Annotated in this window: 25 protein-coding genes; 17 read left to right on the top strand and 8 right to left on the bottom strand. The window is 72.3% G+C overall.

Annotated features, from left to right (window positions below):
• Window positions 1–50 precede the first annotated feature (50 nt).
• Window positions 51–629, top strand: coding sequence for a TetR/AcrR family transcriptional regulator (locus tag ACFV2S_RS14085; RefSeq protein WP_383797003.1), 579 nt, complete (start codon window positions 51–53; stop codon window positions 627–629).
• On the opposite strand, the gene ACFV2S_RS14080 is transcribed toward ACFV2S_RS14085, so the two are convergent.
• Together ACFV2S_RS14080 and ACFV2S_RS14075 are read right to left on the bottom strand one after the other, a co-directional pair.
• Window positions 601–1,593 (bottom strand): NAD(P)-dependent alcohol dehydrogenase, encoded by a 993-nt coding sequence (locus tag ACFV2S_RS14080; protein ID WP_385557608.1) that lies wholly within the window; start codon window positions 1,591–1,593, stop codon window positions 601–603. The two genes, ACFV2S_RS14085 and ACFV2S_RS14080, sit on opposite strands and share 29 nt — an antisense overlap.
• 110 nt (window positions 1,594–1,703) lie before the next feature.
• Window positions 1,704–2,816 (bottom strand): PucR family transcriptional regulator, encoded by a 1,113-nt coding sequence (locus ACFV2S_RS14075; protein ID WP_385557605.1) that lies wholly within the window; start codon window positions 2,814–2,816, stop codon window positions 1,704–1,706.
• A 183-nt stretch (window positions 2,817–2,999) separates the two neighbouring features.
• Between ACFV2S_RS14075 and ACFV2S_RS14070 the strand changes: the two genes are divergently transcribed.
• From ACFV2S_RS14070 to ACFV2S_RS14060, 3 genes are all read left to right on the top strand, one after another.
• On the top strand, window positions 3,000–3,926 hold the full coding sequence (locus tag ACFV2S_RS14070; RefSeq protein WP_382866108.1) for a proline dehydrogenase family protein: 927 nt from the start codon (window positions 3,000–3,002) through the stop codon (window positions 3,924–3,926).
• Window positions 3,927–3,956: 30 nt separating this feature from the next.
• Window positions 3,957–5,588: an L-glutamate gamma-semialdehyde dehydrogenase gene (gene pruA, locus ACFV2S_RS14065; protein ID WP_385557601.1), complete on the top strand. Its 1,632-nt coding sequence runs from the start codon at window positions 3,957–3,959 to the stop codon at window positions 5,586–5,588.
• Window positions 5,589–5,713: 125 nt separating this feature from the next.
• Window positions 5,714–5,950, top strand: a complete 237-nt coding sequence (locus ACFV2S_RS14060; protein ID WP_383801405.1) for a hypothetical protein — start codon at window positions 5,714–5,716, stop codon at window positions 5,948–5,950.
• On the opposite strand, the gene ACFV2S_RS14055 is transcribed toward ACFV2S_RS14060, so the two are convergent.
• Window positions 5,940–6,827: an alpha/beta fold hydrolase gene (locus tag ACFV2S_RS14055; protein WP_383801402.1), complete on the bottom strand. Its 888-nt coding sequence runs from the start codon at window positions 6,825–6,827 to the stop codon at window positions 5,940–5,942. The genes ACFV2S_RS14060 and ACFV2S_RS14055 overlap by 11 nt on opposite strands.
• A gap of 97 nt (window positions 6,828–6,924) precedes the next feature.
• Between ACFV2S_RS14055 and ACFV2S_RS14050 the strand changes: the two genes are divergently transcribed.
• A complete protein-coding gene (locus ACFV2S_RS14050) occupies window positions 6,925–7,461 on the top strand; it encodes a GNAT family N-acetyltransferase (protein WP_385557597.1) in 537 nt (178 codons plus the stop codon).
• A complete protein-coding gene (locus ACFV2S_RS14045) occupies window positions 7,458–7,625 on the top strand; it encodes a hypothetical protein (RefSeq protein WP_385557594.1) in 168 nt (55 codons plus the stop codon). Before ACFV2S_RS14050 ends, ACFV2S_RS14045 begins: the two co-directional genes overlap by 4 nt.
• Window positions 7,626–7,632: 7 nt before the next feature.
• Here ACFV2S_RS14045 and ACFV2S_RS14040 read toward each other — a convergent pair whose 3' ends face one another.
• Window positions 7,633–8,376: a hypothetical protein gene (locus ACFV2S_RS14040; RefSeq protein WP_385557591.1), complete on the bottom strand. Its 744-nt coding sequence runs from the start codon at window positions 8,374–8,376 to the stop codon at window positions 7,633–7,635.
• Complete coding sequence (locus tag ACFV2S_RS14035; RefSeq protein ID WP_385557588.1) at window positions 8,373–8,714, bottom strand: PadR family transcriptional regulator; 342 nt, start codon at window positions 8,712–8,714, stop codon at window positions 8,373–8,375. Before ACFV2S_RS14035 ends, ACFV2S_RS14040 begins: the two co-directional genes overlap by 4 nt.
• 288 nt (window positions 8,715–9,002) lie before the next feature.
• Here ACFV2S_RS14035 and ACFV2S_RS14030 point away from each other — a divergent pair, with 288 nt between their 5' ends.
• From ACFV2S_RS14030 to ACFV2S_RS14020, 3 genes are all read left to right on the top strand, one after another.
• Window positions 9,003–9,134, top strand: coding sequence for a hypothetical protein (locus ACFV2S_RS14030; RefSeq protein ID WP_256341282.1), 132 nt, complete (start codon window positions 9,003–9,005; stop codon window positions 9,132–9,134).
• A gap of 89 nt (window positions 9,135–9,223) precedes the next feature.
• Window positions 9,224–10,264, top strand: a complete 1,041-nt coding sequence (locus ACFV2S_RS14025) for a 3-isopropylmalate dehydrogenase (protein ID WP_385557585.1) — start codon at window positions 9,224–9,226, stop codon at window positions 10,262–10,264.
• Between the two features lie 257 nt (window positions 10,265–10,521).
• Window positions 10,522–11,613, top strand: coding sequence for a branched-chain amino acid aminotransferase (locus ACFV2S_RS14020; protein ID WP_385557581.1), 1,092 nt, complete (start codon window positions 10,522–10,524; stop codon window positions 11,611–11,613).
• Here the strand turns inward: ACFV2S_RS14020 and ACFV2S_RS14015 are convergent, their stop codons facing one another.
• Window positions 11,614–13,038, bottom strand: a complete 1,425-nt coding sequence (locus tag ACFV2S_RS14015; protein WP_385557578.1) for a cytosine permease — start codon at window positions 13,036–13,038, stop codon at window positions 11,614–11,616.
• A gap of 259 nt (window positions 13,039–13,297) precedes the next feature.
• On the opposite strand from ACFV2S_RS14015, the gene ACFV2S_RS14010 reads away from it, so the two are divergent.
• The 6 genes from ACFV2S_RS14010 (at window position 13,298) to ACFV2S_RS13985 (ending at window position 19,950) form a co-directional block, all read left to right on the top strand.
• Entirely contained in the window at window positions 13,298–13,501 is a 204-nt protein-coding gene (locus tag ACFV2S_RS14010; RefSeq protein WP_385557575.1) for a hypothetical protein, read from the top strand.
• Between the two features lie 10 nt (window positions 13,502–13,511).
• Window positions 13,512–14,528 (top strand): agmatine/peptidylarginine deiminase, encoded by a 1,017-nt coding sequence (locus ACFV2S_RS14005; protein WP_385557572.1) that lies wholly within the window; start codon window positions 13,512–13,514, stop codon window positions 14,526–14,528.
• A 187-nt stretch (window positions 14,529–14,715) separates the two neighbouring features.
• Entirely contained in the window at window positions 14,716–15,261 is a 546-nt protein-coding gene (locus ACFV2S_RS14000; RefSeq protein WP_385557763.1) for a TetR/AcrR family transcriptional regulator, read from the top strand.
• A 74-nt stretch (window positions 15,262–15,335) separates the two neighbouring features.
• Window positions 15,336–16,655 carry an MFS transporter gene (locus tag ACFV2S_RS13995; protein ID WP_385557569.1) on the top strand — a complete coding sequence of 440 codons (1,320 nt, stop codon included), beginning with the start codon at window positions 15,336–15,338 and terminating at the stop codon, window positions 16,653–16,655.
• A gap of 282 nt (window positions 16,656–16,937) precedes the next feature.
• Window positions 16,938–18,554: a citramalate synthase gene (gene cimA / locus ACFV2S_RS13990; RefSeq protein ID WP_385557566.1), complete on the top strand. Its 1,617-nt coding sequence runs from the start codon at window positions 16,938–16,940 to the stop codon at window positions 18,552–18,554.
• Window positions 18,555–18,597: 43 nt separating this feature from the next.
• A complete protein-coding gene (locus ACFV2S_RS13985; RefSeq protein ID WP_385557563.1) occupies window positions 18,598–19,950 on the top strand; it encodes a hypothetical protein in 1,353 nt (450 codons plus the stop codon).
• 15 nt (window positions 19,951–19,965) lie between these two features.
• Here the strand turns inward: ACFV2S_RS13985 and dnaN are convergent, their stop codons facing one another.
• Window positions 19,966–21,069 carry a DNA polymerase III subunit beta gene (gene dnaN, locus ACFV2S_RS13980; RefSeq protein WP_385557560.1) on the bottom strand — a complete coding sequence of 368 codons (1,104 nt, stop codon included), beginning with the start codon at window positions 21,067–21,069 and terminating at the stop codon, window positions 19,966–19,968.
• Between the two features lie 181 nt (window positions 21,070–21,250).
• Between dnaN and ACFV2S_RS13975 the strand changes: the two genes are divergently transcribed.
• A complete protein-coding gene (locus ACFV2S_RS13975; RefSeq protein WP_385557557.1) occupies window positions 21,251–22,402 on the top strand; it encodes a serine hydrolase domain-containing protein in 1,152 nt (383 codons plus the stop codon).
• A gap of 253 nt (window positions 22,403–22,655) precedes the next feature.
• On the opposite strand, the gene ACFV2S_RS13970 is transcribed toward ACFV2S_RS13975, so the two are convergent.
• A complete protein-coding gene (locus ACFV2S_RS13970; RefSeq protein ID WP_385557554.1) occupies window positions 22,656–23,267 on the bottom strand; it encodes a YceI family protein in 612 nt (203 codons plus the stop codon).
• Window positions 23,268–23,492: 225 nt separating this feature from the next.
• On the opposite strand from ACFV2S_RS13970, the gene ACFV2S_RS13965 reads away from it, so the two are divergent.
• Window positions 23,493–24,002 carry a hypothetical protein gene (locus tag ACFV2S_RS13965; protein ID WP_385557551.1) on the top strand — a complete coding sequence of 170 codons (510 nt, stop codon included), beginning with the start codon at window positions 23,493–23,495 and terminating at the stop codon, window positions 24,000–24,002.
• Window positions 24,003–24,142 lie beyond the last annotated feature (140 nt).

The following is a 24,142-nucleotide window of genomic DNA, read 5'->3' as shown; positions in this document are numbered from 1 at the left end:
CCTAGACGCTCGTCTTACACAAGCGTCTAGTGGCCGGGTACAGTGCTGTCATGGGACACAAGGAAGACCTGCTCGAAGGCGCCAAGCGCTGCCTCCTGGAGAAGGGGTACGGGCGCACCACCGCGCGCGACATCGTCGCCGCCTCGGGCACCAACCTCGCCTCCATCGGCTACCACTACGGCTCCAAGGACGCCCTGCTCCAGCAGGCGTTCCTGGCCCTCACGGAGGAGTGGGGGGAGCGGGCGGGGGCGGCCGGCGCCGAGGGCGAGGAGCCGCTGCCGGCCGACCCGTACGAGCGCTTCCACGCCGTCTGGCGGCAGGTCATCGCCGCCGCCGGGGCCAGTCGGCCGGTCTGGAAGCTGCAGACCGAGGTCGTCACCCGCATCGACGACGACGAGAAGCTCCGTGAGGCCATCAAGGAGCCGCAGCGCGAGGGCCGCCTCGGCATGGCGCAGGGCTTCCTCGGCATCGATCCGGAGGAGGACCCCGAGAAGGCCCGCGTCGCCGGCCTGCTCTGCCAGGCCCTCGCGACCGGCGTCATGATCCAGTGGATGGTCGACCCCGAGACCGCGCCGAGCGCCGACGACCTCACCGAGGGGCTCAGGGTGCTGATGGGGGAGGGCAGCTGAGGACCACCTTGGCGCGGGCGTGCTCCTCCTCGACGTACCGCAGGGCGCGCGCCGCCTCGGCCAGCGGATAGGTCCGCTCGACCAGCGGGACGACGGCGCCGCTCTCGGCGAACTCCCGCAGCGCCGCCAGGTTCTCCCGGCTCGGCTCGGCCGTGAGGACGTGGAGCCGCCGGCCGGAGAAGCGGGAGAGCAGCTTCCCCTTGACGATCAGTGCCATCGGCCCGAAGACGCTGCCGCCCTCGAAGACGCCTCCGCCGGAGAGGACGAGCGCGCCGGTGGGGGAGAGGACCCGGCGGAGGTCGGCCAGAGACCGGTTGCCCACCAGGTCGAACACGAGGTCGTAGCGGTCTGGGCCGGCGGTGAAGTCCTCCCGGGCGTAGTCCAGGACCCGGTCCGCGCCGAGCCCCAGGACCAGTGAGGCGTTCCGGGCGCTGCACACCCCCGTCACCTCGGCGCCGAACGCCTTGGCCAGTTGTACGGCGAAGGTCCCGACGCCGCCCGAGGCCCCGTTGACCAGCACCTTCCCGCCCGGCCGCACGTTCCCCAGGTCCCGCAGCCCCATCAGGGCGGTGTTGCCCGCCAAGGGGATCGCCGCCGCCTGCTCGAAGGTCAGTCCGGCCGGCTTGCGCTCCGTCGCCTCCTCGGAGGCGCAGACGTACTCGGCGAACGTCCCGGGCGCCTCGCCGAAGACCTCGTCCCCGGGGCGCAGCTCCGTCACCCCGGCACCCACGGCCTCGACGCGGCCCGCGAAGTCCCTGCCCCTGATCCGCTCCTTCGGTCTTCGCAGGCCGAGGGCGAGCCGGGCCACGTACGGGTCGCCCCGCATCAGGTGCCAGTCGGCCGCGTTGACGGCGGCGGCGTGGACGCGGACCAGTACCTCCCGCTCGCCCGGCACCGGCCTCTCCACCTCGGCGAACTCCAGCACGTCCGCCGATCCGTACCGGTCCTGCACCCACGCCTTCATGACGCCCCCTCGGTCGTTCGCCGTCTCCTCCACGACGGTAGGGCGCCCGGAGGCTCCGGGCCATCGGGGACGACCCCGACGCGGCCCTGAGGGGGCATCGCCCCGGAGGCTTACAGCCGGGCCGACTTCAGGGACATGTGCAGCAGCAGGCGGTCCTCGCCGTCGTCCAGGTCCAGGCCGGTGAGCTGCTCGACCCGGGACAGCCGGTAGTAGAGGGTCTGGCGGTGGATGCCCAGGGCCGCCGCCGTGCGGCCCGCCTGGCCCGCGTTGTCCAGGAACACCTCGGCGGTGCGGGCCAGCTCCGCGTGCGCGGGAGCGATCAGCGGGGCGACGGCGGGATCGACCTCGGGGTGGTACAGCGCCGCGAGCAGCCGGTACGGGCCGATCCCGGCCCACTCCGCGACCGGGCCGAGCGTCGGCTGCGCCGTGGCCGCGCGGGCCGCCGTGTTGGCCTCGCGCCAGGCCGCCGGGAGCTCCGCGAGGCCCCGGCGCGGGTTCGCGATGCCGGCCGGGGCGGCGGCGCGCAGCCGGTCGGCGGCCGTGTGGGCGGGGGAGAGGTCCTCGGCCGTGCGCAGCCGTACGAGGACGGCGAGGGACTCGCCCTCGGGGAGCACGGCGACCGCCGCCGCGCCGGGGACCGCCCGGATCGACGGCGCCTCGCCCCGCCAGGGGGTCACGCAGACGACGGTGTGCAGGCCGTCCGCGCTGGGCCCCAGGGCGGCCCGGAGCGCCGCCACGGCCATGTCGCTCTGCCAGCCGCGCCCGGCGGTCAGGACGGCCGCGAACTCGCGCGAGAGGTCGGCCTCCGCGCGCTCCTCGTCGGCGAGGAGGTCCCCGATCCGGGTGGCGACCTCCATCGCCGCCGTGAGCTGGGCGGGCGTCGGGCCCGGCTCGGCGTCGAGCAGCCAGACGTACCCGAGGACGACCCCCCGATGGCGTACGGGCAGGCAGAGGCGGTCGCGGAACACCCCGGCGTCCGGGGCGGCCGGGATGCGGACCGGGCCCTTCGCCCGGGTGATGCCGAAGCCCTCGAACCAGGCGCGGACGGCCGGGGTCGACTTCCGGGTCAGGATCGACCGCGTCCGGACCGGGTCCATGGCGGTGTCGTCGTCGCTGTCGTGGGCGCCGAAGGCGATCAGCCCGAAGTCACGGTTCTCCAGCGTCGCCGGCGCCCCGAGCAGCGCGGAGATCTCGTCCACCAGTTCTTGGTAATCGCCCTTCACGGGGCCATTCTCGCACCCCCTCAGACATATGTATGAGATGCCGTGCACGGATGCGTGACAGCTGTAGATGGCGGACGATCGGAGCGATCCATAGGTTTCACGGTGGTTCTTCGTGCTGTTCCCCCTTTCTTCGGAAAGAGGAGGTACCGCACCTTTCGTCACCCTGTCCTTCTGGAGGTCCCCGTGCTGGGTCCCGTGATCCTCGCCGCGTCGCGCAGCGACAAGATGCGCCGTCTCGTCTCGGCCGCCCCCGGGACCAAGCAGGTCGTCGCCCGCTTCATCGCCGGCGAGACGGTCGAGGACGTCGTCCCGATCGTCTCCGAGCTGAGCGGCCGCGGCCTGGAGGTCACCCTTGACGTCGTCGGTGAGGACATCACCACCGTCGAGCAGTCGTACGCCGCCCGGGACGCCTACCTGGAGCTCATCGGCCGGCTCAAGGAGCTGGGCCTCGGCGAGCGCGCCGAGATGTCCGTGAAGCTCTCCATGTTCGGCCAGTCCCTGGAGAACGGCCACGAGCTGGCCCTCGCGAACGTCCGCCCGGTCGTCGAGGCCGCCGCCGAGATCGGCACCACCGTCACCCTGGACGCCGAGGACCACACCACCCTCGACTCGATGTTCGCCATCCACGAGGAGCTGCGGAAGGACTTCCCGCAGACCGGCTGCGTCATCCAGGCCTACCTGTTCCGCACCGAGGACGACGCCCGCCGCCTCGCCGCGAACGGCTCCCGCGTCCGGATCGTGAAGGGCGCCTACAAGGAGCCCGCCGAGGTCGCCATCCAGGACAAGCCCGAGATCGACAAGGCGTACGTCCGGATCATGAAGATCCTGATGGACGGCGAGGGCTACCCGATGATCGGCTCGCACGACCCGCGCCTGATCTCCATCGGCCAGGAGCTGGCCCGCCGCGCCGGGCGCAAGCTGGACGAGTACGAGTTCCAGATGCTGTACGGCATCCGCAGCGAGGAGCAGAACCGGCTCGCCGCCGAGGGCCACCGCATGCGTGTCTACACCGCGTACGGCACCGACTGGTACGGCTACTTCATGCGCCGCCTCGCGGAGAAGCCGGCCAACCTCCTCTTCTTCGTCCGCTCCATCCTCACCAAGGGCTGAGCCCACCTCTCACAAGGAGTTACGAGACTCATGGACGCTGTCACCCAGGTCCCCGCTCCGGTCAACGAGCCGGTGCACAGCTACGCCCCCGGTTCCCCGGAGCGCGCCCGCCTCGAGGTCAAGCTCAAGGAGCTGGCCGAGAACCCGCGCGAGCTGCCGATGACCATCGGCGGCGTGAAGCGCCTCGGCGGCGGCGAGGAGTTCAAGGTCGTCCAGCCGCACAACCACAAGGCCGTCATCGGCACCTTCCGCGGCGCCACCGAGCAGGACGCCCAGGACGCGATCGACGCGGCCCTGGCCGCGGCCCCGGCCTGGCGCGCGATGTCCTTCGACGACCGTGCCGCGATCATCCTGCGCGCCGCCGAGCTGCTCGCCGGCCCGTGGCGCGAGACGCTGGCCGCGTCCACGATGCTCGGCCAGTCGAAGACCGCCCAGCAGGCCGAGATCGACACCCCGTGCGAGCTCGTCGACTTCTGGCGCTTCAACGTGGCGTACGCCCGCCAGATCCTCGCCGAGCAGCCGCCGGCGAACTCCCCGGGTGTGTGGAACCGTCTGGACCACCGCCCGCTGGAGGGCTTCGTCTACGCGATCACGCCGTTCAACTTCACGGCCATCGCGGGCAACCTGCCCACCGCCCCCGCCCTCATGGGCAACGTGGTGGTCTGGAAGCCGTCCCCGACGCAGACCCACTCCGCCGTGCTCCTCATGGAGCTCCTGGAGGAGGCCGGCCTGCCGAAGGGCGTCATCAACCTGGTGACCGGCGACGGCATCGCCGTCTCCGAGGTGGCCCTGAACCACCGCGACCTGGCCGGCATCCACTTCACCGGCTCGACCAGGACCTTCCAGCACCTGTGGAAGACGGTCGGCACCAACATCGAGAAGTACCGCTCGTACCCGCGGATCGTCGGCGAGACCGGCGGCAAGGACTTCGTCGTCGCCCACCCGAGCGCCGACCGCGCGATCCTGAAGACCGCGCTGACCCGCGGCTCCTTCGAGTTCCAGGGCCAGAAGTGCTCCGCGTCCTCCCGCGCCTACGTTCCGGCCTCCATCTGGAACGACGGCTTCAAGGAGGAGTTCGCTGCCGAGGTCGACGGCATCACCATGGGTGACGTCACCGACCTGTCGAACTTCATCGGCGCCGTCATCGACGAGCGCTCGTTCGCCAAGAACAAGGCGGCGATCGACCGTGCCGCGGCCGACCCGAGCTGCACGATCATCGCCGGCGGCACGTACGACGACTCGGTGGGCTACTTCGTCCGCCCGACCGTCATCGTCTGCACCGACCCTGAGAACGAGGTCTTCAAGGCCGAGTACTTCGGTCCGATCCTGGCGATCCACGTGTACGAGGACGAGAACTACGACGCGATGCTGACCCAGATGGAGTCGGTCTCGGACTACGCCCTCACCGGTTCGGTCATCTCCGGCGACCGTGCCGCCGCCGCGTACACGATGGAGAAGCTCCGCTTCGCCGCGGGCAACTTCTACATCAACGACAAGTCGACCGGCGCCGTCGTCGGCCAGCAGCCCTTCGGCGGCGGCCGTGCCTCCGGCACCAACGACAAGGCCGGTGCCCCGCAGAACCTGATGCGCTGGACGCTGACCCGCGCCATCAAGGAGACGCTGGTCCCGCCGACCGAGTACGGCTACCCGCACATGGGCTGACGCCCGCCCGCCTCGTAGAGGCCCCCTGACACCGCCCCCCTCCCCGGTCCCCCAACCGAGGACGGGGGCGGTTCTCATGCGGTGGCCTTAGGCTGCTGGGAGGGGGCTCGGTGAGGAGGCACGACATGCCCGGTTCGACGACCATCGGCCCCGGGCACGGGGTCGACGCGATCGAGCACATCGACGCGCTGCGGACGCTGTCCCTGCTGAAGGAGCTGCACCGGCTGCTGACCGCGCCGGGACCCGACCGGATCACGGACGCGCAGGCCGCGGCCCTGGGCGGAGGCGAGAACCGCTCCCGGGAGGAGTTCACGGCCTGGGTCGAGCGGGTCGCGCACGACCTGGAGCGGGCTACGGCCTGACGGGGACGCGCCGGGCCAGGAAGTCGCCGATCAGCTCCGCGACCGCCGGCGCGTGGGTCTCCAGGGCGAAGTGCCCCGTGGGCAGGAGGTGGATCTCGGCGTCCGGGAGGTCGCGGCGGAAGGCCTCGGCGCCCGCCGGCACGAAGACCTGGTCGCCCTCGCCCCAGACGGCGAGGAGCGGGACCCCTGACGTGCGGAAGTACTCCTGGAAGGCCGGGTAGAGGGCGAAGTTGGAGCCGTAGTCGGCGATCAGGCCCAGCTGGATGTCGTCCTGGCCCTCGCGTGCCATCAGGGCGGCGTCGTGGTGCCAGGCGTCCGGGCTCAGGAGGTCGCGGTACTCGGCGGGGACGCCCGTCTCGTACTGCCACCGGATGCCGTCCAGGGAGCGGATGGCGCGGACCGGCTCCTCGGTCGCGGGGGTGCGCTCCTCGATCAGGGCGAGCACGGGGGCCCAGGCCTCGGCGCCGAGGCCCTCCTCGTAGGCGTTGCCGTTCTGGGTGACGATCGCGGTGATCCGCTCGGGGTGGGTGAGCGCGAGGCGCAGCCCGATGGGGGCGCCGTAGTCCTGGATGTAGAGCGCGAACCGGTCCAGGCCGAGGGCCTCGGTGAACTCCGCGGTGAGCGCGGCCAGTCCGGCGAAGGTGTAGTCGAAGTCGGCCGCGGAGGGCGCGGCGCTGCGGCCGAAGCCCAGGTGGTCGGGGGCGATGAGGCGGTACCGGTCGGCGAGCGCCGGGATCAGGTCGCGGAACATGTGCGAGCTGGTCGGGAAGCCGTGCAGCAGGAGGAGCGCGGGCGCGTCGGCCGGGCCGGCCTCGCGGTAGGCGATCTCGTGGCCGCGGACGGTGACGGTGCGGTGGTGGGTCGGCAGCACGGACATCGTTCTAACCCCTTAAGTGGCGCTCACTGGTTATGAGTGAACTCAAGCAGGGCAGGCTTAACCTGTCAAGGGAATGTAAGAGGTTAGGGTGGGTCGCATGACCCTGAGGATCGCGCCCACCCATGAACTCGGAGCCGCCCGGCTCCGCTCCGTACGGGAGATGCTCGACACCGCCTTCGAGGGCGACTTCTCCGACGACGACTGGGAGCACACGCTCGGCGGCGTCCACGCCTGGATCGAGGACGAGCGGGGCATCGCCGCCCACGGAGCCGTCGTGCTGCGCCGGCCGCTCCACCGGGGCCGCTCGCTCCGCGTCGGATACGTCGAAGGCGTCGCCGTCCGGGACGGCCTCCGGCGGCGGGGGCTCGGCGGCGCCGTGATGGCCGGCCTGGAGCGGGTGATCGACGGGGCCTACGCCTTCGGGGCGCTCAGCGCCTCCGACGAGGGGGCCGCGCTCTACCGGGCGCGCGGCTGGTGGGTCTGGGAGGGGCGCCTCGAAGCGCTGGGTCCCGAGGGGATCGTCCGGCTCGCCGAGGACGAGGGCTCCGTCTTCCTGCGCCCGGCGGACGGCCGGGCGCTGCCGGACCCCGCCGCCCCCGGGGTGTTCCAGAGGGGGGTCCGGGACGTCGGGTGAGCGGGCCTCAGTCCCGGCCGGCGGTGGCGGCGGGCGTCCCGGGGCGGCCCGCCGGGCCCGCGCGCCCCGGGCGCACCTTGCTCCGGCCCGCGGGGCCGGCCGGCCCGCTGCCGGACCCCGCCGCCCCGCTGGTCTTCGACTGGCGGGACGGCGACGTCGTGTGAGCGGGCGTCAGTCCCGGCCGGCGGTGCCGGCGTCCTTCCGGGCGCGGCCCGCGGCCGTCTCCAGGTGGGAGGTGTACGCGGCGGAGAGCGTGGAGGTGAGGGCGATCGTGATCGCCAGACCGGCCGTCCCGAGCACCCCGATGAAGAACGCCGCCATCGCGCCGCCGACCAGCACGAGCCAGGCCGCGAGCACCGCCCGGCCCCGGCGGCTCAGGAACAGCCACCGCTGCGGGGCGGCGGGCGGCGCCCCCACGGTGCCGGCCGGGCCCGCGGTCGCCGCGCGCGGCCGCTTGAAGTAGCCGTACACCAGCCACTCCCCGCACAGCTCCCAGCCCTCCGGCGTGAGGTCGTCGAGGACGCGGCTCCGGCGGCGCCCGGCGATCACGTCGCGGCGGTACTCCCAGCGCAGCGCCGACCCGGGCGTCCGGCGGCAGACGAACCGTCCGATCGCGTCCAGCGACTCCACCTCCCAGCCCTGGTCGCCGTGGACGGCCAGCATCCGGCGGTCGTTGAAGAGGTCGGCGGTCCAGGTCCAGGATTCCGCGCGCTCGTCCGGCTCGCCGGGCGCGGGCGCGAGCCCGCCGAGCTGTGCGGCGAACGCGGCGGCGGGACCGAACTCCTCCTCCGGGGCCGTCCCGGTCTCCGCGAGGTGCGCCCGCAGGTCCTCGACGGTCGCGGCGATCTGCTCCTCGGGCACGTGCGCGGCGCGCAGCGAGCCGGCGAGCTCGGCGAAGTAGGCGTCGGTGGTCATGGTGCGGTTCCCCCTGGGCTGAGCATGGTCCGTACGGTGCCGTGGAAGGTCAGCCACGCCCCGGTCTCGACGGCGAGCCGCTCGCGGCCGAGGGCGGTGAGCCGGTAGTAGCGGCGTCCCGGTCCGCGCTCGGCGGCGCGGAACTCGGCCTCCACCAGGCCGGCCTCCTCCAGACGGTTCAGGACGGGGTAGAGCGTCCCGCCCTTGATCTCGCCGAGTCCCGCCTCGGCGAGGGCCTTCGCGATCTCGTACCCGTAGCTCTCCCCGTCGGTCAGGCGGGAGAGGACGAGCAGGTCGAGGACTCCCTTGAGCCAGCTGGATCTGCGGTCTGCGGCCATGGGCACATCTCACCACTACCTAGGTAGGAATGCAATCTATGTAGGAGTGGAAGGGTGAGTGCCGTCTCAGATAGTAGGAAGTCCGAGTAATTGTGGAGACAGATGAGGAGGCCTGACCTAGCTTTGTAGGAGCCGAACGTCTCGCTTCATCAAGCGAAGGGCGGCCGAGAGCGCGATGCCCTGTGCAGGCAACCCCTGCGGCGGCGCTCCCCGCCCCTTCCGGCGCCTTCGATCATCACTGATCTCCGCACATCCGGATCACCACTGATCTCAAGGAGTCGATCCCCCATGGCCGCTCAGACGGCCCGCCGCGTCCGCCACTCCGCCAACCGTCCCAGCGACGAGGCCCGGCAGAACGCCGCCGCCGCCCTCCAGCGCGCCCTCGACCGCCGTGACAACGGTGGCTCGACCGGCCACTGAGGCCCGCTCCCACCCCGTCCCGACATGGCGCTTCGTCCACATGGCGGACGGAACGTGTCAGACGATGGGACGAAGAGTAGGGTGCCGACATGTCTCACAGCATCAATCTCGCAGTCATTCCCGGCGACGGCATCGGCCAGGAGGTCGTGGCCCAGGGCCTCAAGATCCTCGCGGCCGTCCTTCCCCAGGACGTGAAGCTGGAGACCGAGGAGTACGACTTCGGCGCCAAGCGCTACCACGCCACCGGTGAGACCCTCACCGACGCCGACCTCGACTCGCTCAAGAAGCACGACGCCATCCTGCTCGGCGCCATCGGCGACCCGTCGGTGCCGTCCGGAGTCCTGGAGCGCGGCTTCCTGCTGAAGCTGCGCTTCGCCTTCGACCACCACGTGAACCTGCGGCCCTCGAAGCTGCTCCCCGGCGTCGCCACCCCGCTCGCCGGACAGCCCGAGATCGACTTCGTCGTGGTCCGCGAGGGCACCGAGGGTCCGTACACGGGCAACGGCGGCACCATCCGCAAGGGCACCGAGCACGAGGTCGCCACCGAGGTCTCGGTCAACACCGCCTTCGGTGTCGAGCGCGTGGTCCGCGACGCCTTCGCCCGCGCCCAGGCCCGCCCGCGCAAGAAGCTCACGCTGGTCCACAAGAACAACGTGCTGACCTTCGCCGGCCACCTCTGGACGAACATCTTCCACAAGGTCGCGGCCGAGTTCCCCGAGGTCACGACCGACTACCTGCACGTCGACGCCGCGACGATCTTCCTCGTCACCGACCCGGCCCGCTTCGACGTGATCGTCACCGACAACCTCTTCGGCGACATCATCACCGACCTCGCCGCTGCCGTCTCCGGCGGCATCGGCGTCGCCGCCTCCGGCAACATCAACCCGAGCGGCGCGTTCCCGTCGATGTTCGAGCCGGTCCACGGCTCCGCGCCGGACATCGCGGGCCAGGGCAAGGCCGACCCCACGGCCACCGTCCTCTCCGTAGCCCTCCTGCTCCGCCACCTCGGCTACGAGACCGAGGCCGCCCGGGTCGAGGAGGCCGTCGCCGCCGACCTCACCGAGCGCGGCGACTCCGTCCGCACCACGGACGAGATCGGCGACGCGCTCGCCGCGCGAGTAGCGAGCTGACCCGCGCCGACTGACATCAGCAGCAGCCGCCGGGTCGCACCAGCGCCCGGCGGCTGTCCCATGCGCGGCCGCGGGGCGCTCCCCCCGAACTCCGGACCGCGCCCACCCGTTTTCCGCACGGCCCCCCACGGGCGATAATCGAACGTGGGGCCGCGGCATACGGGCATGCCCGGACGCCGCCTCGTCAGGGACAGCCGTCCCCGGCGGCGACGTGCGCGCGCGGTCCTCTCCACACAACCGGTGAAGGACACGCACTCATGACGACGCCCACGATCGAGCTCAAGCCCTCCTCCAGCCCGCTGTCCGCCGCAGAGCGCGAGGCGATCCTGGCCAACCCGGGATTCGGCCGCCACTTCACCGACCACATGGTCACCATCCGGTGGACCGAGGGCCGCGGCTGGCACGACGCCGAGCTCGTGCCGTACGGTCCGCTCTCCCTGGACCCGGCCACGAACGTCCTGCACTACGCGCAGGAGATCTTCGAGGGCCTGAAGGCCTACCGCCGCCCCGACGGCTCGGTCGCCACGTTCCGCCCCGACGCCAACGCGCGCCGCTTCCAGGCGTCCGCCCACCGGCTCGGCATGCCCGAGCTGCCGGTCGAGACCTTCGTCGAGGCCTGTGACGTCCTCGTCCGGCACGACGAGGCCTGGGTCCCGGCGCACGGCGGCGAGGACTCGCTCTACCTGCGTCCGTTCATGATCGCCACCGAGGTCGGCCTGGGCGTCCGCCCGGCCAACGAGTACCTCTTCGTCGTCATCGCCTCCCCGGCCGGCCCGTACTTCCCCGGCGGCGTGAAGCCGGTCTCCATCTGGGCCTCCGAGGACCGCGTCCGCGCCGTCCCCGGCGGTGTGGGCGACGCCAAGACCGGCGGCAACTACGCGGCCTCCCTGCTCGCGCAGGCCGAGGCGGCGGAGAAGGGCTGCGACCAGGTCTGCTACCTCGACGCGGTCGAGCACAAGTGGGTCGAGGAACTCGGCGGCATGAACCTGTACTTCGTGTACGGAGACAAGATCGTCACCCCGACCCTCACCGGCTCCCTGCTCGCCGGCATCACCCGCGACTCGCTCCTCAAGGTCGCGAAGGACCTCGGCTACGCGTCCGAGGAGGCCCGCGTCTCCATCGACCAGTGGCAGGCCGACACCGAGAACGGCACCCTCACCGAGGTCTTCGCCTGCGGCACCGCCGCCGTCATCACCCCGGTCGGCACGGTCAAGTCCGCCCGGGGCGAGTGGCAGCAGTCGGGCGGCGAGCCCGGCGAGGTCACGATGAAGCTGCGCGAGGCGCTGCTCGCGATCCAGACCGGGAAGTCCGAGGACGTCCACGGCTGGATGCACGCGCTGGGCGCGTAACTACTCCGTCGCCGCCAGGGCTTCCGGGGCCGTCGTCACGGTCCCGGGAGCCCTGTTCGGCGTCAGGACGGCGTACAGCGCGCCGCCCACGATCCCCGAGAGCACGAAGCTGCAGTCGATCCCCCCGGTGAGGGAGAGCAGCGGCCCCTCGTAGAGCGGCGTCGACACCGCGGCCAGGCCGACCGCCGCGCCGACCGCCCAGGAGAAGGTGGCGCGCGGGTGCCAGCCCGCCGCGTACCAGTAGATCCCGCCGCGCGAGCGGTTGTTGAAGACCTGGAGCGCCTCCGGGTCGTACGTCCCGCGACAGCGCGCGTGCCCGATGAGGGTGATCACCGCCCACGGGGTGCCGATCGCGGTCAGCAGCAGGACGAACGAGGTCATCGCCGTCTGGGCGTCGGAGGCGAAGTGGCCGACGAAGACGAAGACCGTCGCCACGGCGGCGACCACGAGGGTGGCACGCGCGCGCGTGGCCTTCGGCAGGATCGCGTCGAGGTCGAGGCCCATCGAGTACAGCATCAGACCGGCGTTGCCGACGGAGCCGGCGGTGGCCGCGATCAGCAGCGGTACGAGGTACCAGACGGGTGACGCGGCGACGAGCGGTCCCGCGTAGTCCAGGCCGCCGCGGGCCGCCAGGGCGGTGAACGTGCCGAAGAGCTGCGGGACGAGCAGGCCCACGGTCAGACCCAGGCAGGTGGCCCGCCACACGGTCTTCGCGCTGTACCGCTCGGGGGAGACGTACCGGGTGTAGTCGCCGAGCAGGGTGATGAAGGCGACCGGTCCGCTGAGGCCCGCCGCGACGGCCGCGAACAGCCAGGTCGGCCAGAAGGACCCGAGGAGGTACGGGGTGTCCGGCACCGCCGCCGTCGTGAAGTCCCCGGCGTAGGCGGCCAGGCCGACCGCGAGGAGCACCGTCATGACGATCGCGAGCGCCTTGCTCAGCCGGAGCAGCAGCCGGTAGCCGTACACCGCGCCCACCACGGTGCAGGCGGCCAGGACCGCGTAGACGGCGGCGTGCGCCGCGCCGCCGGTCGGCAGGCCGATCAGGCGGGCGAGCGCGCCCACCATCACGTCGCCGCCGATCCAGAGGGTGAGCGCGGTGTAGCCGAGCGAGAGAAGCAGCCCGACCACCGAGCCGACGAGCCGGCCGCGGACGCCGAAGAAGGCGCCGGAGGAGGTGGAGAGGTTGGTCGCGGTACGGAGGGACACCAGCGCGAGCGGGGCGGTGACCGCGACGCCGACGAGGGTGCCGGTGACGACGGAGGTCACCGAGGCCCAGAAACCGAGCCCGAAGGACACCGGCAGCCAGCCGAAGACGATCACCCCCAGACAGAGGTTGGATCCGAGCAGGATCGACATCAGATCGCGGGGGCCGCTGGTGCGTTCGGCCTCGGGGATGGTGTCGACGCCACGCTGTTCGATGGGCATGAAGACTCCCTGCGGGGGCGGACGGGAAATATTTAGAGCGCCGCTCAATGTGACCTACGCCTGTCGGTGGCGTCAATGCTTGGAAGACGACGTCACAACATTTAGAGTGTCACTCAAACGTGTCGGACGTGCGGGAGGTGTGTGGGCGGTGCGATGCTCCTCACGGCCTCGGCGCGAACGGGATCAGCTCCTCCGACGCGCAGGGGAGGGCAAGGGCCGGCGAGACCGTACGCCGGGCCTTCGCCGTGACCGGACGGGCGTGGGCCGGGCCGGTCCGCCGGAGGGCGGCGGCGCGCCCGGCGCCGCGGCCGCCCGGCTGTCCGCCGCGGTCGCCGCGTTCGCCGCCCGGGAAGCCGTCGCCCCCGGCTCCGACGGCCGGACGGGCCCCGTCCCGCCCGACGGCTCACCGATCCGCTCAGAGGCGGCCGGGCCCGTTTCCCTCAACCGCCTCCACTTCCTCTAGGACCAGACTCATGACCTTCCGCATGCCCGCCGAATGGATGCCGCACGAGCGCACCTGGATGGCCTGGCCCAGCCCCAACCCCACCTTCACCGACGAGGTGGAGCTGGCCGAGGCCCGTGGCGCCTGGGCGTCGGTGGCCCGAGCCGTCCGCCGCTTCGAGCCGGTCACCGTGGTCGTCGCCCCCGGCGACTCGGAGTCGGCCGCCGCGCTGCTCGGCCCGGAGATCGACCTCGTCGAGCGCGAGCTCGACGACGCCTGGATGCGGGACATCGGCCCGACCTTCGTCACGAACGGCACCGAGCTCGCCGCCGTGGACTGGGTGTTCAACGGCTGGGGAGCCCAGGACTGGGCCCGCTGGGAGCACGACTCCAAGATCGCCCGCCATGTCGCCGACGTGGCGGACGTCCCCGTGCTCACCTCCCCCCTGGTGAACGAGGGCGGCGCGATCCACGTCGACGGCGAGGGCACGGTCCTGCTGACCGACACCGTCCAGCTCGGCGCCGGCCGCAACCCCGGGTGGACCCGCGAGCAGGTCGAGAACGAGATCCACGCCAAGCTCGGCACCACGAAGGCGATCTGGCTCCCGCACGGCCTCGCCGGCGACTACGGCGTCTACGGCACCCAGGGCCACGTCGACATCGTCGCCGCCTTCGCCCGCCCCGGCACGGTCCTCGTCCACAGCCAGCAGGACCCGGCCCACCCGGACTACGAGCGCTCCAAGATGTACGTGAGCATCCTGCGTGCCCAGACCGACGCCCAGGGCCGCCCCCTGGAGGTCGTCGAGGTCCCCGCCCCGACCGTCCTCAAGGACGAGGAGGGCGACTGGGTCGACTACTCGTACATCAACCACTACCTGTGCAACGGCGGCGTCGTCCTCTGCGCCTTCGACGACCCGCACGACGAGCTCGCCGCGGAGATCTTCCGCCGCCTCTTCCCGGAGCGCGAGGTCGTCCTGGTCGACGCCCGCACGATCTTCGCGGGCGGCGGCGGCATCCACTGCATCACCCAGCAGCAGCCGAAGGTCTGAAACGGCTGGTGACGGCCGCGCGCTCCACGAGGGCGCGCGGCCGTGCCGATCGGCGGCCCCGTACACCGTCACGAGGACGATCGGGTAGAACGTACGAGTGAGTCAGAGCAGCAGCCCCGCCCCCTCCGCCCACCCCCGCCGGCGGAACCAGGCCGCCCCGCCGCGGGAGGACGTGCTCGCCGCGGCCATGGGCACGATCGCCGAGCGCGGGCTCGACGGGCTCACCATGGCCGGGCTCGGGCGTCAGGTGGGGATGAGCAGCGGGCACCTCCTCTACTACTTCCGCACCAAGGACGAGCTGCTGCTGCAGACCCTGGAGTGGAGCGAGGGACGCCTCGGGGCCGCGCGCAGCGCCCTGCTGTCCCGGCCGGGGACGGCCCGCGAGCGGCTCGACGGATACGTCGACGTGTACGTGCCCGACGGCCCGCGCGACCCGCACTGGACCCTCTGGCTGGAGGTCTGGAACCGGTCCCAGAACGCCGACGACGACGCCCGGGCCCGGCAGGCCGCCATCGAGGGCGCCTGGCACCGGGACCTCGTCGCGATCCTGGCCGAGGGGGTCTCGCGGGGTGAGTTCCTCCCGGTCGACCCGGACCGCCTCGCCACCCGGATGCGGGCCCTGCTCGACGGCTTCAGCGTGCACGTCGCCGTCGGGATCCCGGGCACGGGACGCGAGCAAGTCATCGATCACGTGCGGGAGTTCATCGTCGAAACGCTGATCCCGCGACCGTAAGGCACGCAAGTACTCCCGATCGTTGCCCCCACCACCTTGTGGCCCCCGCGGCGGCTGCGGCACGGTTCCTGCCCATGGGACGAGAGCACTGGAAGAAGATCTGGGTCGGCTCCGCGGGCAACATGGTCGAGTGGTTCGACTGGTTCGTGTACGCGAGCTTCGCCACCTACTTCGCGGGGGCCTTCTTCCCCGAGGGCGACGACACCGCCAAACTCATGAACACCGCCGGCATCTTCGCGGTCGGCTTCTTCATGCGCCCCGTCGGCGGCTGGCTCCTCGGCCGGGTCGGCGACCGGAAGGGCCGCAAGGCGGCGCTCACCCTCACCGTGACGCTGATGTCCGCCTCCGCCGTGCTGATCGCCGTCGCGCCGACGTACGCCGTCGCCGGGTACGGCGGCGCCGCCGTCCTCCTCCTCGCCCGCCTCCTCCAGGGCCTCTCCGTCGGCGGCGAGTACGCGGCCAGCGCCACCTACCTCACCGAGGCCTCCGCGCCGGAGCACCGCGGCTTCGCCTCCAGCTTCCAGTACGTGTCGATGACCGCGGGCCAGATCCTCGGCCTCGCCCTGCTGCTCGTCCTCCAGCACACCCTCTCCGACGAGGCCCTGCACGCCTGGGGCTGGCGCATCCCGTTCGTCGTCGGGGCCCTCGGCGCGGCCGTCGTCTTCTACCTCCGCCGCACCATGCTGGAGACCGAGGTGTACGAGGAGACCGCCGGCTCCGGGGTCGCCCCGGGGCAGCAGGGCACCCTCAAGGCCCTGTGGGCGCACAGGCGGGAGGCCTTCCTCGTCGTCGCGCTCACCATGGGCGGGACCGTGGCGTACTACACGTACACCACCTACCTCACCAAGTACCTGTCCCACTCCGCCGGGCTGCCCAAGCGGACCGCCACCCTGGTGTCCCTCTGCGCCCTGATCGTCTTCGCCTGCCTGCAGCCGCTCGCCGGCCGGCTCTCCGACCGGATCGGGCGCCGCCCGCTCCTGATCGCCTTCGCGGTCGGCTCCACCCTCCTCACCGTCCCGATCCTGACGATGCTCAAGCACGCCGGCTCCTTCTGGCCCGCCCTCGGCCTCTCGCTCCTCGCGCTCGTCGTCGTCACCGGCTACACCTCCATCAACGCCTGCGTGAAGGCCGAGCTCTTCCCCACCGGCGTCCGGGCCCTCGGCGTCGCCCTGCCCTACGCGATCGCCAACGCCCTGTTCGGCGGCACCGCCGAATACGTGGCGCTCTGGTTCAAGGAGGCCGGCGCCGAGTCGGGCTTCTTCTGGTACGTGGCCGGCTGCGCGGCCGTCTCCCTGGTCGTCTACCTCACGATGCGCGAGACCCGCGACATCGACCTGGGCCGGGCCGGCGCCGCCCCCGCCGCCTCGAAGCGAGATCGACTGCCCGTATCGTGAGACCCGCGTCCCGCTGGAACGCGACCTGTGTCAGACTTCCGGCGTGCTTGCTACCACGATGATTATCGGCAGCGGCGCGCCGGTCCGCAGTGGCCACTGAACCGCGGCACTCACCCCGCGGCAGTGGACACCGTGCCCCAGACCCGCGCGCAGACCTCTCGCACCCGCGAGGGGTTTTTTCGTTTTCCGGCCCCACCCACGCCGGAAACGGACGACGCGTGAGAATGGGGGCAAGTGGATCCATACCTTCCGGAGCCACATCCGACAGGAGCCATCACAGCCATGACCACGGAGAACGCCGAGGGCTCGCGCCTCGACGACAGCTTCCATGTCTTCGACACGACCCTGCGCGACGGGGCGCAGCGTGAAGGCATCAACCTCACCGTCGCGGACAAGCTGACCATCGCCCGGCACCTCGACGAGTTCGGCGTGGGCTTCATCGAGGGCGGCTGGCCCGGTGCCAACCCGCGCGACACGGAGTTCTTCGCCCGCGCCCGGCAGGAGATCGCGTTCAAGAACGCGCAGCTCGTCGCCTTCGGCGCCACCCGGCGGGCCGGCGGCAAGGCCGCCGAGGACCCGCAGGTCAAGGCGCTGCTCGACTCCGGCGCTCCGGTGATCACCCTCGTCGCCAAGTCGCACGACCGGCACGTCGAGCTCGCCCTGCGCACCACCCTCGACGAGAACCTGGAGATGGTCCGCGACACCGTCGCGTACCTGACCTCCCAGGGCCGCCGGGTCTTCATCGACTGCGAGCACTTCTTCGACGGCTACAAGGCGAACCCCGACTACGCCAAGGCCGTCGTCCGCGCCGCGCACGAGGCCGGCGCCGACGTCGTCATCCTCTGCGACACCAACGGCGGCATGCTCCCCGCCCAGATCCAGGCCGTCGTCGCCACCGTCCTCGCCGACACCGGCGCCCGCCTCGGCATCCACGCCCAGGACGACACCGGCTGCGCCGTCGCCAACACCCTCGCCGCCGTCGACGCGGGCGCGACCCACGTCCAGTGCACCGCGAACGGCTACGGCGAGCGGGTCGGCAACGCCAACCTCTTCCCGGTCGTCGCGGCCCTGGAGCTCAAGTACGGCAAGCGGGTCCTCCCCGAGGGCGCCCTCGCCGAGATGACCCGGATCTCGCACGCCATCGCCGAGGTCGTCAACCTCACCCCCTCCACCCACCAGCCGTACGTCGGCGTCTCCGCCTTCGCCCACAAGGCCGGACTGCACGCCTCGGCGATCAAGGTGGACCCCGACCTCTACCAGCACATCGACCCCGAGCTGGTCGGCAACACCATGCGGATGCTGGTCTCCGACATGGCCGGCCGCGCCTCCATCGAGCTCAAGGGCAAGGAGCTCGGCGTCGACCTCGGCGGCGACCGCGAGCTCGTCGCCCGCGTCGTCGAGCGGGTCAAGGAGCGCGAGCTCAAGGGCTACACGTACGAGGCCGCCGACGCCTCCTTCGAGCTGCTGCTCCGCGAGGAGGCCGAGGGCCGGGCCCGCCGCTACTTCCGTACGGAGTCCTGGCGCGCGATCGTCGAGGACCGCCCCGACGGCACCCACGCCAACGAGGCGACGGTGAAGCTCTGGGCCAAGGGCGAGCGGATCGTCGCCACCGCCGAGGGCAACGGCCCGGTCAACGCCCTCGACAAGGCGATCCGGGTCGGCCTGGAGCGGATCTACCCCCAGCTCGCCAAGTTCGAGCTCGTCGACTACAAGGTCCGCATCCTGGAGGGCCGCCACGGCACCGAGTCCACGACCCGGGTCCTGGTCACCACCAGCGACGGCAACGGCGAGTGGGCCACGGTCGGCGTCGGCGAGAACGTCATCGCCGCCTCCTGGCAGGCCCTGGAGGACGCCTTCACCTACGGCCTCCTGAGGGCCGGCGTCGACCCTGCGGAATAGTCCACCTATATCCCCCTTGGTCCGGTTCGGGTAGCGTCGAACCATGAGGACCAGGGCGATGTCCGTGTGGTCGGCCCTCGCCGGGCTGGCACTGCTGCTGCTCCTGGCCCTGGCACCCTCCGCGGGTGCCAGGGCCACGGGCGTGCCCGACGCGGCCGCCGCCCTGAAACAGGGCCCGGTGTACGTCGACCCGGGCGCCGCCGGACAGCTCTCCGCGGCCGACGCCAAGGCCCTGGCGCAGAAGATCAAGGACGCCGACAAGCCGCTCTTCGTGGCGGTGCTCCCCGCGAACGCGCAGTTCCCGCCCAAGGGCCTCATCGACAACCTGCGCGCCCAGACCGGGATCGCCGGCCTGTACGCGGTGCGCCTCGGCGACCGCTTCGACGCGGGCTCCGACCGGGCCGTGATGTCCCCGGCCGCCGTGGACAACCTCGTCACCTCCGTCCGCGCGCCCGGCGTCGACGCCGCCACCGAGCTGAACAACTTCGTCGACCAGGCCCTGCCCGCCCTCCGCGGCCACGCCCCCGCCGCCTGGGGCGCCGGCGGCCAGGACTCCGGGGTGCCCGTCGCCGGTCTCGTCACCCTCGGGGCGGTCGTCGTCGCCGGCGGCGCGGGCGCCTACGCGGTCGTCCGCCGCAACCGGCTCCGCAAGGAGGCCGAGGAGCGCGCCGCGCTCGACCGGCTCCGGGTCGTCGTCGACGAGGACATCACCGCCTTCGGCGAGGAGCTCGAACGCCTCGACTTCCACCCCGCCGAGCGCGGCGCCGACGACGCCATGCGCGGCGACTACGAGCGCGCCCTCGACTCCTACGACAGGGCCAAGTCCCTCATGGGCGCGGTCACCAGGCCCCACGAGGTCCGGGGCGTCACCGAGGCCCTGGAGGACGGCCGCTTCTCCCTCGCGGTCCTGGCCGCCCGCCGGGAGTCCCGCCCCCTCCCCGAGCGCCGGCCGCCGTGCTTCTTCGACCCGCGGCACGGCCCCGCCGCCGACGACCGGACCTGGACCCCGGCCGGCGGCGCCCCCCGCCAGGTCCCCGTCTGCGCGGCCGACGCGGCCCGCCTCGACGACGGCCTCGACCCCGCGGCCCGCACGGTCGAGACCGACACCGGCCGCCGCCCCTACTGGGAGGCCGGCCCCGCCTACGGCCCCTGGGCCGGCGGCTACTTCGGCGGCGGCATGCTCCCCGGCCTCCTCGTGGGCACGATGCTCGGCTCCATGCTCGCCACCCCCGCGTACGCCTCGGAGTACGGCGGCGGCGACTTCGGCGGCGACTTCTCCGGAGGTGACTTCGGGGGTGGCGGCGACGTCGGCTCGGGCGACTTCGGAGGCGGCGACTTCGGGGGCGGAGGCGACTTCGGCGGCGGTGGCGGTTTCGACGGGGGCGGCGGGTTCTAGGACCTCGGCAGGGCCTCAGAGCAGCGGCTTCACCGACATCAGCAGGTGGCGGTGCGTCGGTTCCGGGGCGTCGGTGAGGAGGGCGCGCTGGCCGGGGCCCAGGAGGTGGAAGCGGACCTCGGGGGAGTCCAGTGAGCCGAGTGCGTCCAGCAGGTAGCCGGGGTTGAAGGCGACCGTCAGGGCATCCGCGCCCGTGAGGGTCGAGGGCAGGAGCTGGGAGGCCACGTCGTCCTCGTAGCCCGCCCGGAGGTGGAGACCGGTGGGGGAGAAGGCCAGCTGGACCGGGCTGTCGCCCTCCGCGACGACCGCGACCCGCTTGACCGCCTCGGTCAGCGGGGCCCGGGCGGTGACCGCGAGGGCGTGCTCGCCCAGGGCGAAGAGCTTGTCGTGGCGGGGCAGCCGGCCGTCGAGCAGCCGGGTGGTGGTGCGGGTGCCCGCGCTCTCGAAGCCGAGGGAGCCGGAGTCGAGGGCGAGGCGCGCCGGGCCCGCTCCGGCGAGGGAGCGGGCGATCTCGGTGAGCCGGCGGGCCGGCACGACGACGTCGGCGCCCTCCGCCGGGGCGCCGTCCTGCGGCCGCCACTCCAGGGTGCGGACCGCGTACCGGTAGCGGTCGGTGGCGGCCAGGGTCAGGGTGGCGCCGTCCAGGGCCAGCCGTATCCCGGTCAGGACGGGCAGCGAGTCGTCCCGGCCCGCGGCCACGGCGACCTGGCCGACCGCCGCCGCGAACGCGTCCCCGTCCACGAGCCCCCGCACCCGCGGCAGCGCGGGTGCGGCCGGATAGTCGTCGAGCGGCAGCAGCGAGAGGCCGAAGCGGGCGTCGCCCGAGGTCACCGAGAGGCGCGCGCCCTCCACGGCCAGCTCGGTGACGCCCCCGGGCAGCACCCTGCAGATGTCGAGCAGCCGCCGACCGAGGACCAGCGCCCTGCCCTCGACGGCGATGTCGGCCTCCACCCCGACGCGGGCCGAGGCCTCGTGGTCGAGCCCCGAGACGCGCAGTCCGCCCGCGCCCGCCTCCAGGAGCAGACCGCCGAGGACCGGCATCGGGGAACGGGCCGGCAGCACGCGCGCGGCCCAGGCCACGGCGTCGGTCAACACGGCGCTGTCGATACGGAATTCCATGCCGACGACGCTAGCGACCACCACTGACAGAGGGGTTGACCGGCGGTTTCGGGTGTCCGGGCGCAAGCCGGCCCCCGCTCGCCCCCGAGGCGGCGCGCCGGACTCCCGCGGACGGGAAGAGAATCACGCCCTTGATCGTTCTGCTGTCCGAAGGCCGGCGACACACAGGGGGAGCAGCGTCATGACCGACGTCCACGGCACGGTGGAGTCCGGGTTCGAGTCCGTACGAGAGATGTTCGCGGGGGTCGCCGCCGACGAGGCCCGGGACGGCGGGGCGCAGCTCGCCGTCCACCACCACGGCCGGCTCGTCGTCGACCTCTGGGGCGGTGACGGCGTCGACGGAGACTCCCTGCTCGGGCTCTACTCCTCCTCCAAGGGCGCCATGGCCCTGGTCGTCGCCCTCCTCGTCCAGGACGGCGTCCTCGACCTGGACCGCGAGGTCGCCTCCTGGTGGCCCGAGTTCGCCGCGGAGGGCAAGGAGAAGATCACCCTGCGGCAGGTGCTGTCCCACCGGTCCGGAGTGATCGGCGCGGACGGCGGCCTCACGCCCGAGGAGATCGCCGACGACCGTCTCATCGCCGCGCGCCTCGCCGGGCAGCGCCCCTTCTGGGAGCCGGACACCGCCCACGGCTACCACGGCACGGTCATCGGCGCCCTCGTCGGCGAGGTGGTGCTGCGGGCCACCGGCCGCACGGCCCAGGAGCTGTACGAGGACCGGGTCCGCGCCCCGTACGCCCTCGACTACTACCTCGGCCTGCCCGAGGAGCTCGAACCCCGCTTCCGTACGGCCCTCCCGCTCCTGCCCACCCCGGCCCAGCAGGCCTTCCTCGCCGAGAACCCGATCGCACCGGACAGCTTCCTGGCGATCGCGTTCAACCTCCACGCCGATCCGCCGTTCGACGACGTCGGTTACGCCAACTCCCGGGCCGTCCGCGCCCAGGCCCCGCTCTCCGGCGGCGGCATCGGCACCGCCCGCGGCCTCTCCCGGATGTACGCGGCGATCGCGGGCGAGCTCGACGGCCGCCCGCCGCTCCTCGCCCCCGGCACCCTGGCCGAGTTCGCCCGGATCCACTCGAAGGGGACCGACGTCGTCACGGGCTCGGAGAGCGCCTTCGGCCTCGGCTTCGTCCCGCTCGCCACCCGCTACCCGTCCCTGAGCCCCACCGCGATCGGTCACAGCGGCGCCCCCGGCTCGCAGGCCTTCGCCGACCCGGCCACCGGCCTCGCCTACAGCTACGCCCGCCGCCGCTTCGGCTTCCTGGCCGGCCCGGGCGCCCCCGAGAACGACCGGCTGGTCCAGGCGGTCGTCGAGGCGGCGACGAAGGCTGCCTGACCTGCGCGATCGTGGTGCCGCATGTGGATCACCCCCGGCGTGGTCGCGGAGATCGGCGCCGTCGGCGCCACGAAGACCCTCTCGTACGGGGGGCAGCCTCCGGCGGCGAAGCCGGGTGGCGGCAGACCGGCCTCGCCATCCGCACCGCCGCCGAGAAGCGCGGCGGGGGCCCGGTCCTCAGGGAACGCCGAGCGCCCGCCTTCCGCTGCTGCGGAGGGCGGGCGCGCTCGTGTGTCCGGGGGTCCGGAAGGGGTCAGGCGGCGTTCTTGATCGCGGAGATGTCGAAGTTCAGCTTGACCTTGTCGCTGACCATCACGCCGCCCGTCTCCAGGGCCGCGTTCCAGGTCAGGCCCCACGCGGAGCGCAGGATCTCGGCGGAGCCCTCGAAGCCGACGCGCTCGTTGCCGTAGACGTCCGTCGCGGTGCCGTTGAACTCCAGGTCGATGGCGAGCGGCTTGGTGACGTCCTTGATGGTCAGGTCGCCGTTGATCCGGTACTTGTCGCCGCCCAGCTGCTCGGCGCCGGTGGAGCGGAAGGTCATCAGGGGGAACTGCTCGGCGTCGAAGAAGTCACCGCTGCGCAGGTGGCCGTCGCGGTCGCCGATGCCGGTGTCGATGGACGCGATCTTGACGTCGATCGAGGCGGAGGAGGCGCCCGGGTTCGCGCCGTCGAGCTTCAGCGCGCCCTCGTGCTCGGCGAAGGTGCCGCGGACGTTGGTGACCATCGCGTGACGGACGGTGAAGCCGATGCTGCTGTGCGCCGGGTCGATGGTGTAGTCGCCGGTCAGCGCGGCCAGGGCCGGGTCGACCGCGAGGGTGGCGGTGGCGGTGGCGGACTCGGTGTTCTTGCGGCCGAAGAGACCCATGACGTGCTCCTTGTCGGTGTTTGTTTAGCCTTCAACGAGAATGACTGTAACCCCATTCCGTTCAACATTCAACATCTACGGAAGGCGTTCATCCGATCGGCGCCGCACGGACACCGACGCCCTCTGGCGGACGCGCGTAGAACTGCGGCACCATCTCCCTGCGCGACGAGCACCACCTGCACAGCCGTCCCCACCCCTCACGGTCACCAGCAGGAGGCAACCCCCGTGAAGCTCCGCTCCGTCCTCACCGCAGTCGCCCTCGTCCTGGGCGCCCTCTTCGCCCCCGGCTTCGGCGCCCTCTCCAGCGCCACCGACGCCCACGCCGTCACCAAGGTCAGCCACGCCACCGCGACCTCGATGTTCCGCTCCTCCGGGATCACCTGGTCCTCCTCCGGCGGCTGCTCGGACCGCAACAACTCCACCTGCACGTCCTTCGAGCAGCTCAACCTCGCCACCGCGCAGGGCGCCCAGACCCTCAGGAGCGCCAGCGGCTGCGCCCTCAACATCACCGGCGGCACCGAGACCGGCCACGCGAGCGGCACCTACTCGCACTGGAACGGCTACAAGCTCGACTTCGGCAAGGCCACCTGCGTCACCAACTACGTGAAGAACACCTTCACCTACATCGGTCTGCGCGGCGACGGAGCCCCGCAGTGGAAGTCCGGCGCGGGCAACGTCTACGCCGACGAGGGCAACCACTGGGACGTGACCTTCTACAACTGCGGCGGCTGCTGACCCGTACCGCGCCCCCAGGCCCGTACCGCGGCGCGAGCCCCGCACCGTGCCCCAAGAACCCCCTTCGACGGTCCACTTGGACTATCCGAAGGGGGTTCTTGGACTGGAGGGGCCCGCGCGGCGCGATCTCGTTGACGGTG

This window comes from Streptomyces sp. NPDC059695 (assembly GCF_042733785.1).
Classification (GTDB): domain Bacteria; phylum Actinomycetota; class Actinomycetes; order Streptomycetales; family Streptomycetaceae; genus Streptomyces.
This window is presented reverse-complemented; position numbering and strand designations above follow the sequence as displayed.

Coding starts and splice junctions, on each gene's coding strand:
- ACFV2S_RS14085 (WP_383797003.1), top strand. CDS start 51: ATGGGACACAAGGAAGACCTGCTCGAAGGCGCCAAGCGCTGCCTCCTG.
- ACFV2S_RS14080 (WP_385557608.1), bottom strand. CDS start 1,593: ATGAAGGCGTGGGTGCAGGACCGGTACGGATCGGCGGACGTGCTGGAG.
- pruA (WP_385557601.1), top strand. CDS start 3,957: ATGGACGCTGTCACCCAGGTCCCCGCTCCGGTCAACGAGCCGGTGCAC.
- ACFV2S_RS14060 (WP_383801405.1), top strand. CDS start 5,714: ATGCCCGGTTCGACGACCATCGGCCCCGGGCACGGGGTCGACGCGATC.
- ACFV2S_RS14055 (WP_383801402.1), bottom strand. CDS start 6,827: ATGTCCGTGCTGCCGACCCACCACCGCACCGTCACCGTCCGCGGCCAC.
- ACFV2S_RS14050 (WP_385557597.1), top strand. CDS start 6,925: ATGACCCTGAGGATCGCGCCCACCCATGAACTCGGAGCCGCCCGGCTC.
- ACFV2S_RS14040 (WP_385557591.1), bottom strand. CDS start 8,376: ATGACCACCGACGCCTACTTCGCCGAGCTCGCCGGCTCGCTGCGCGCC.
- ACFV2S_RS14035 (WP_385557588.1), bottom strand. CDS start 8,714: ATGGCCGCAGACCGCAGATCCAGCTGGCTCAAGGGAGTCCTCGACCTG.
- ACFV2S_RS14030 (WP_256341282.1), top strand. CDS start 9,003: ATGGCCGCTCAGACGGCCCGCCGCGTCCGCCACTCCGCCAACCGTCCC.
- ACFV2S_RS14025 (WP_385557585.1), top strand. CDS start 9,224: ATGTCTCACAGCATCAATCTCGCAGTCATTCCCGGCGACGGCATCGGC.
- ACFV2S_RS14020 (WP_385557581.1), top strand. CDS start 10,522: ATGACGACGCCCACGATCGAGCTCAAGCCCTCCTCCAGCCCGCTGTCC.
- ACFV2S_RS14015 (WP_385557578.1), bottom strand. CDS start 13,038: ATGCCCATCGAACAGCGTGGCGTCGACACCATCCCCGAGGCCGAACGC.
- ACFV2S_RS14005 (WP_385557572.1), top strand. CDS start 13,512: ATGACCTTCCGCATGCCCGCCGAATGGATGCCGCACGAGCGCACCTGG.
- ACFV2S_RS14000 (WP_385557763.1), top strand. CDS start 14,716: ATGGGCACGATCGCCGAGCGCGGGCTCGACGGGCTCACCATGGCCGGG.
- ACFV2S_RS13995 (WP_385557569.1), top strand. CDS start 15,336: ATGGGACGAGAGCACTGGAAGAAGATCTGGGTCGGCTCCGCGGGCAAC.
- cimA (WP_385557566.1), top strand. CDS start 16,938: ATGACCACGGAGAACGCCGAGGGCTCGCGCCTCGACGACAGCTTCCAT.
- ACFV2S_RS13985 (WP_385557563.1), top strand. CDS start 18,598: ATGAGGACCAGGGCGATGTCCGTGTGGTCGGCCCTCGCCGGGCTGGCA.
- dnaN (WP_385557560.1), bottom strand. CDS start 21,069: ATGGAATTCCGTATCGACAGCGCCGTGTTGACCGACGCCGTGGCCTGG.
- ACFV2S_RS13975 (WP_385557557.1), top strand. CDS start 21,251: ATGACCGACGTCCACGGCACGGTGGAGTCCGGGTTCGAGTCCGTACGA.
- ACFV2S_RS13970 (WP_385557554.1), bottom strand. CDS start 23,267: ATGGGTCTCTTCGGCCGCAAGAACACCGAGTCCGCCACCGCCACCGCC.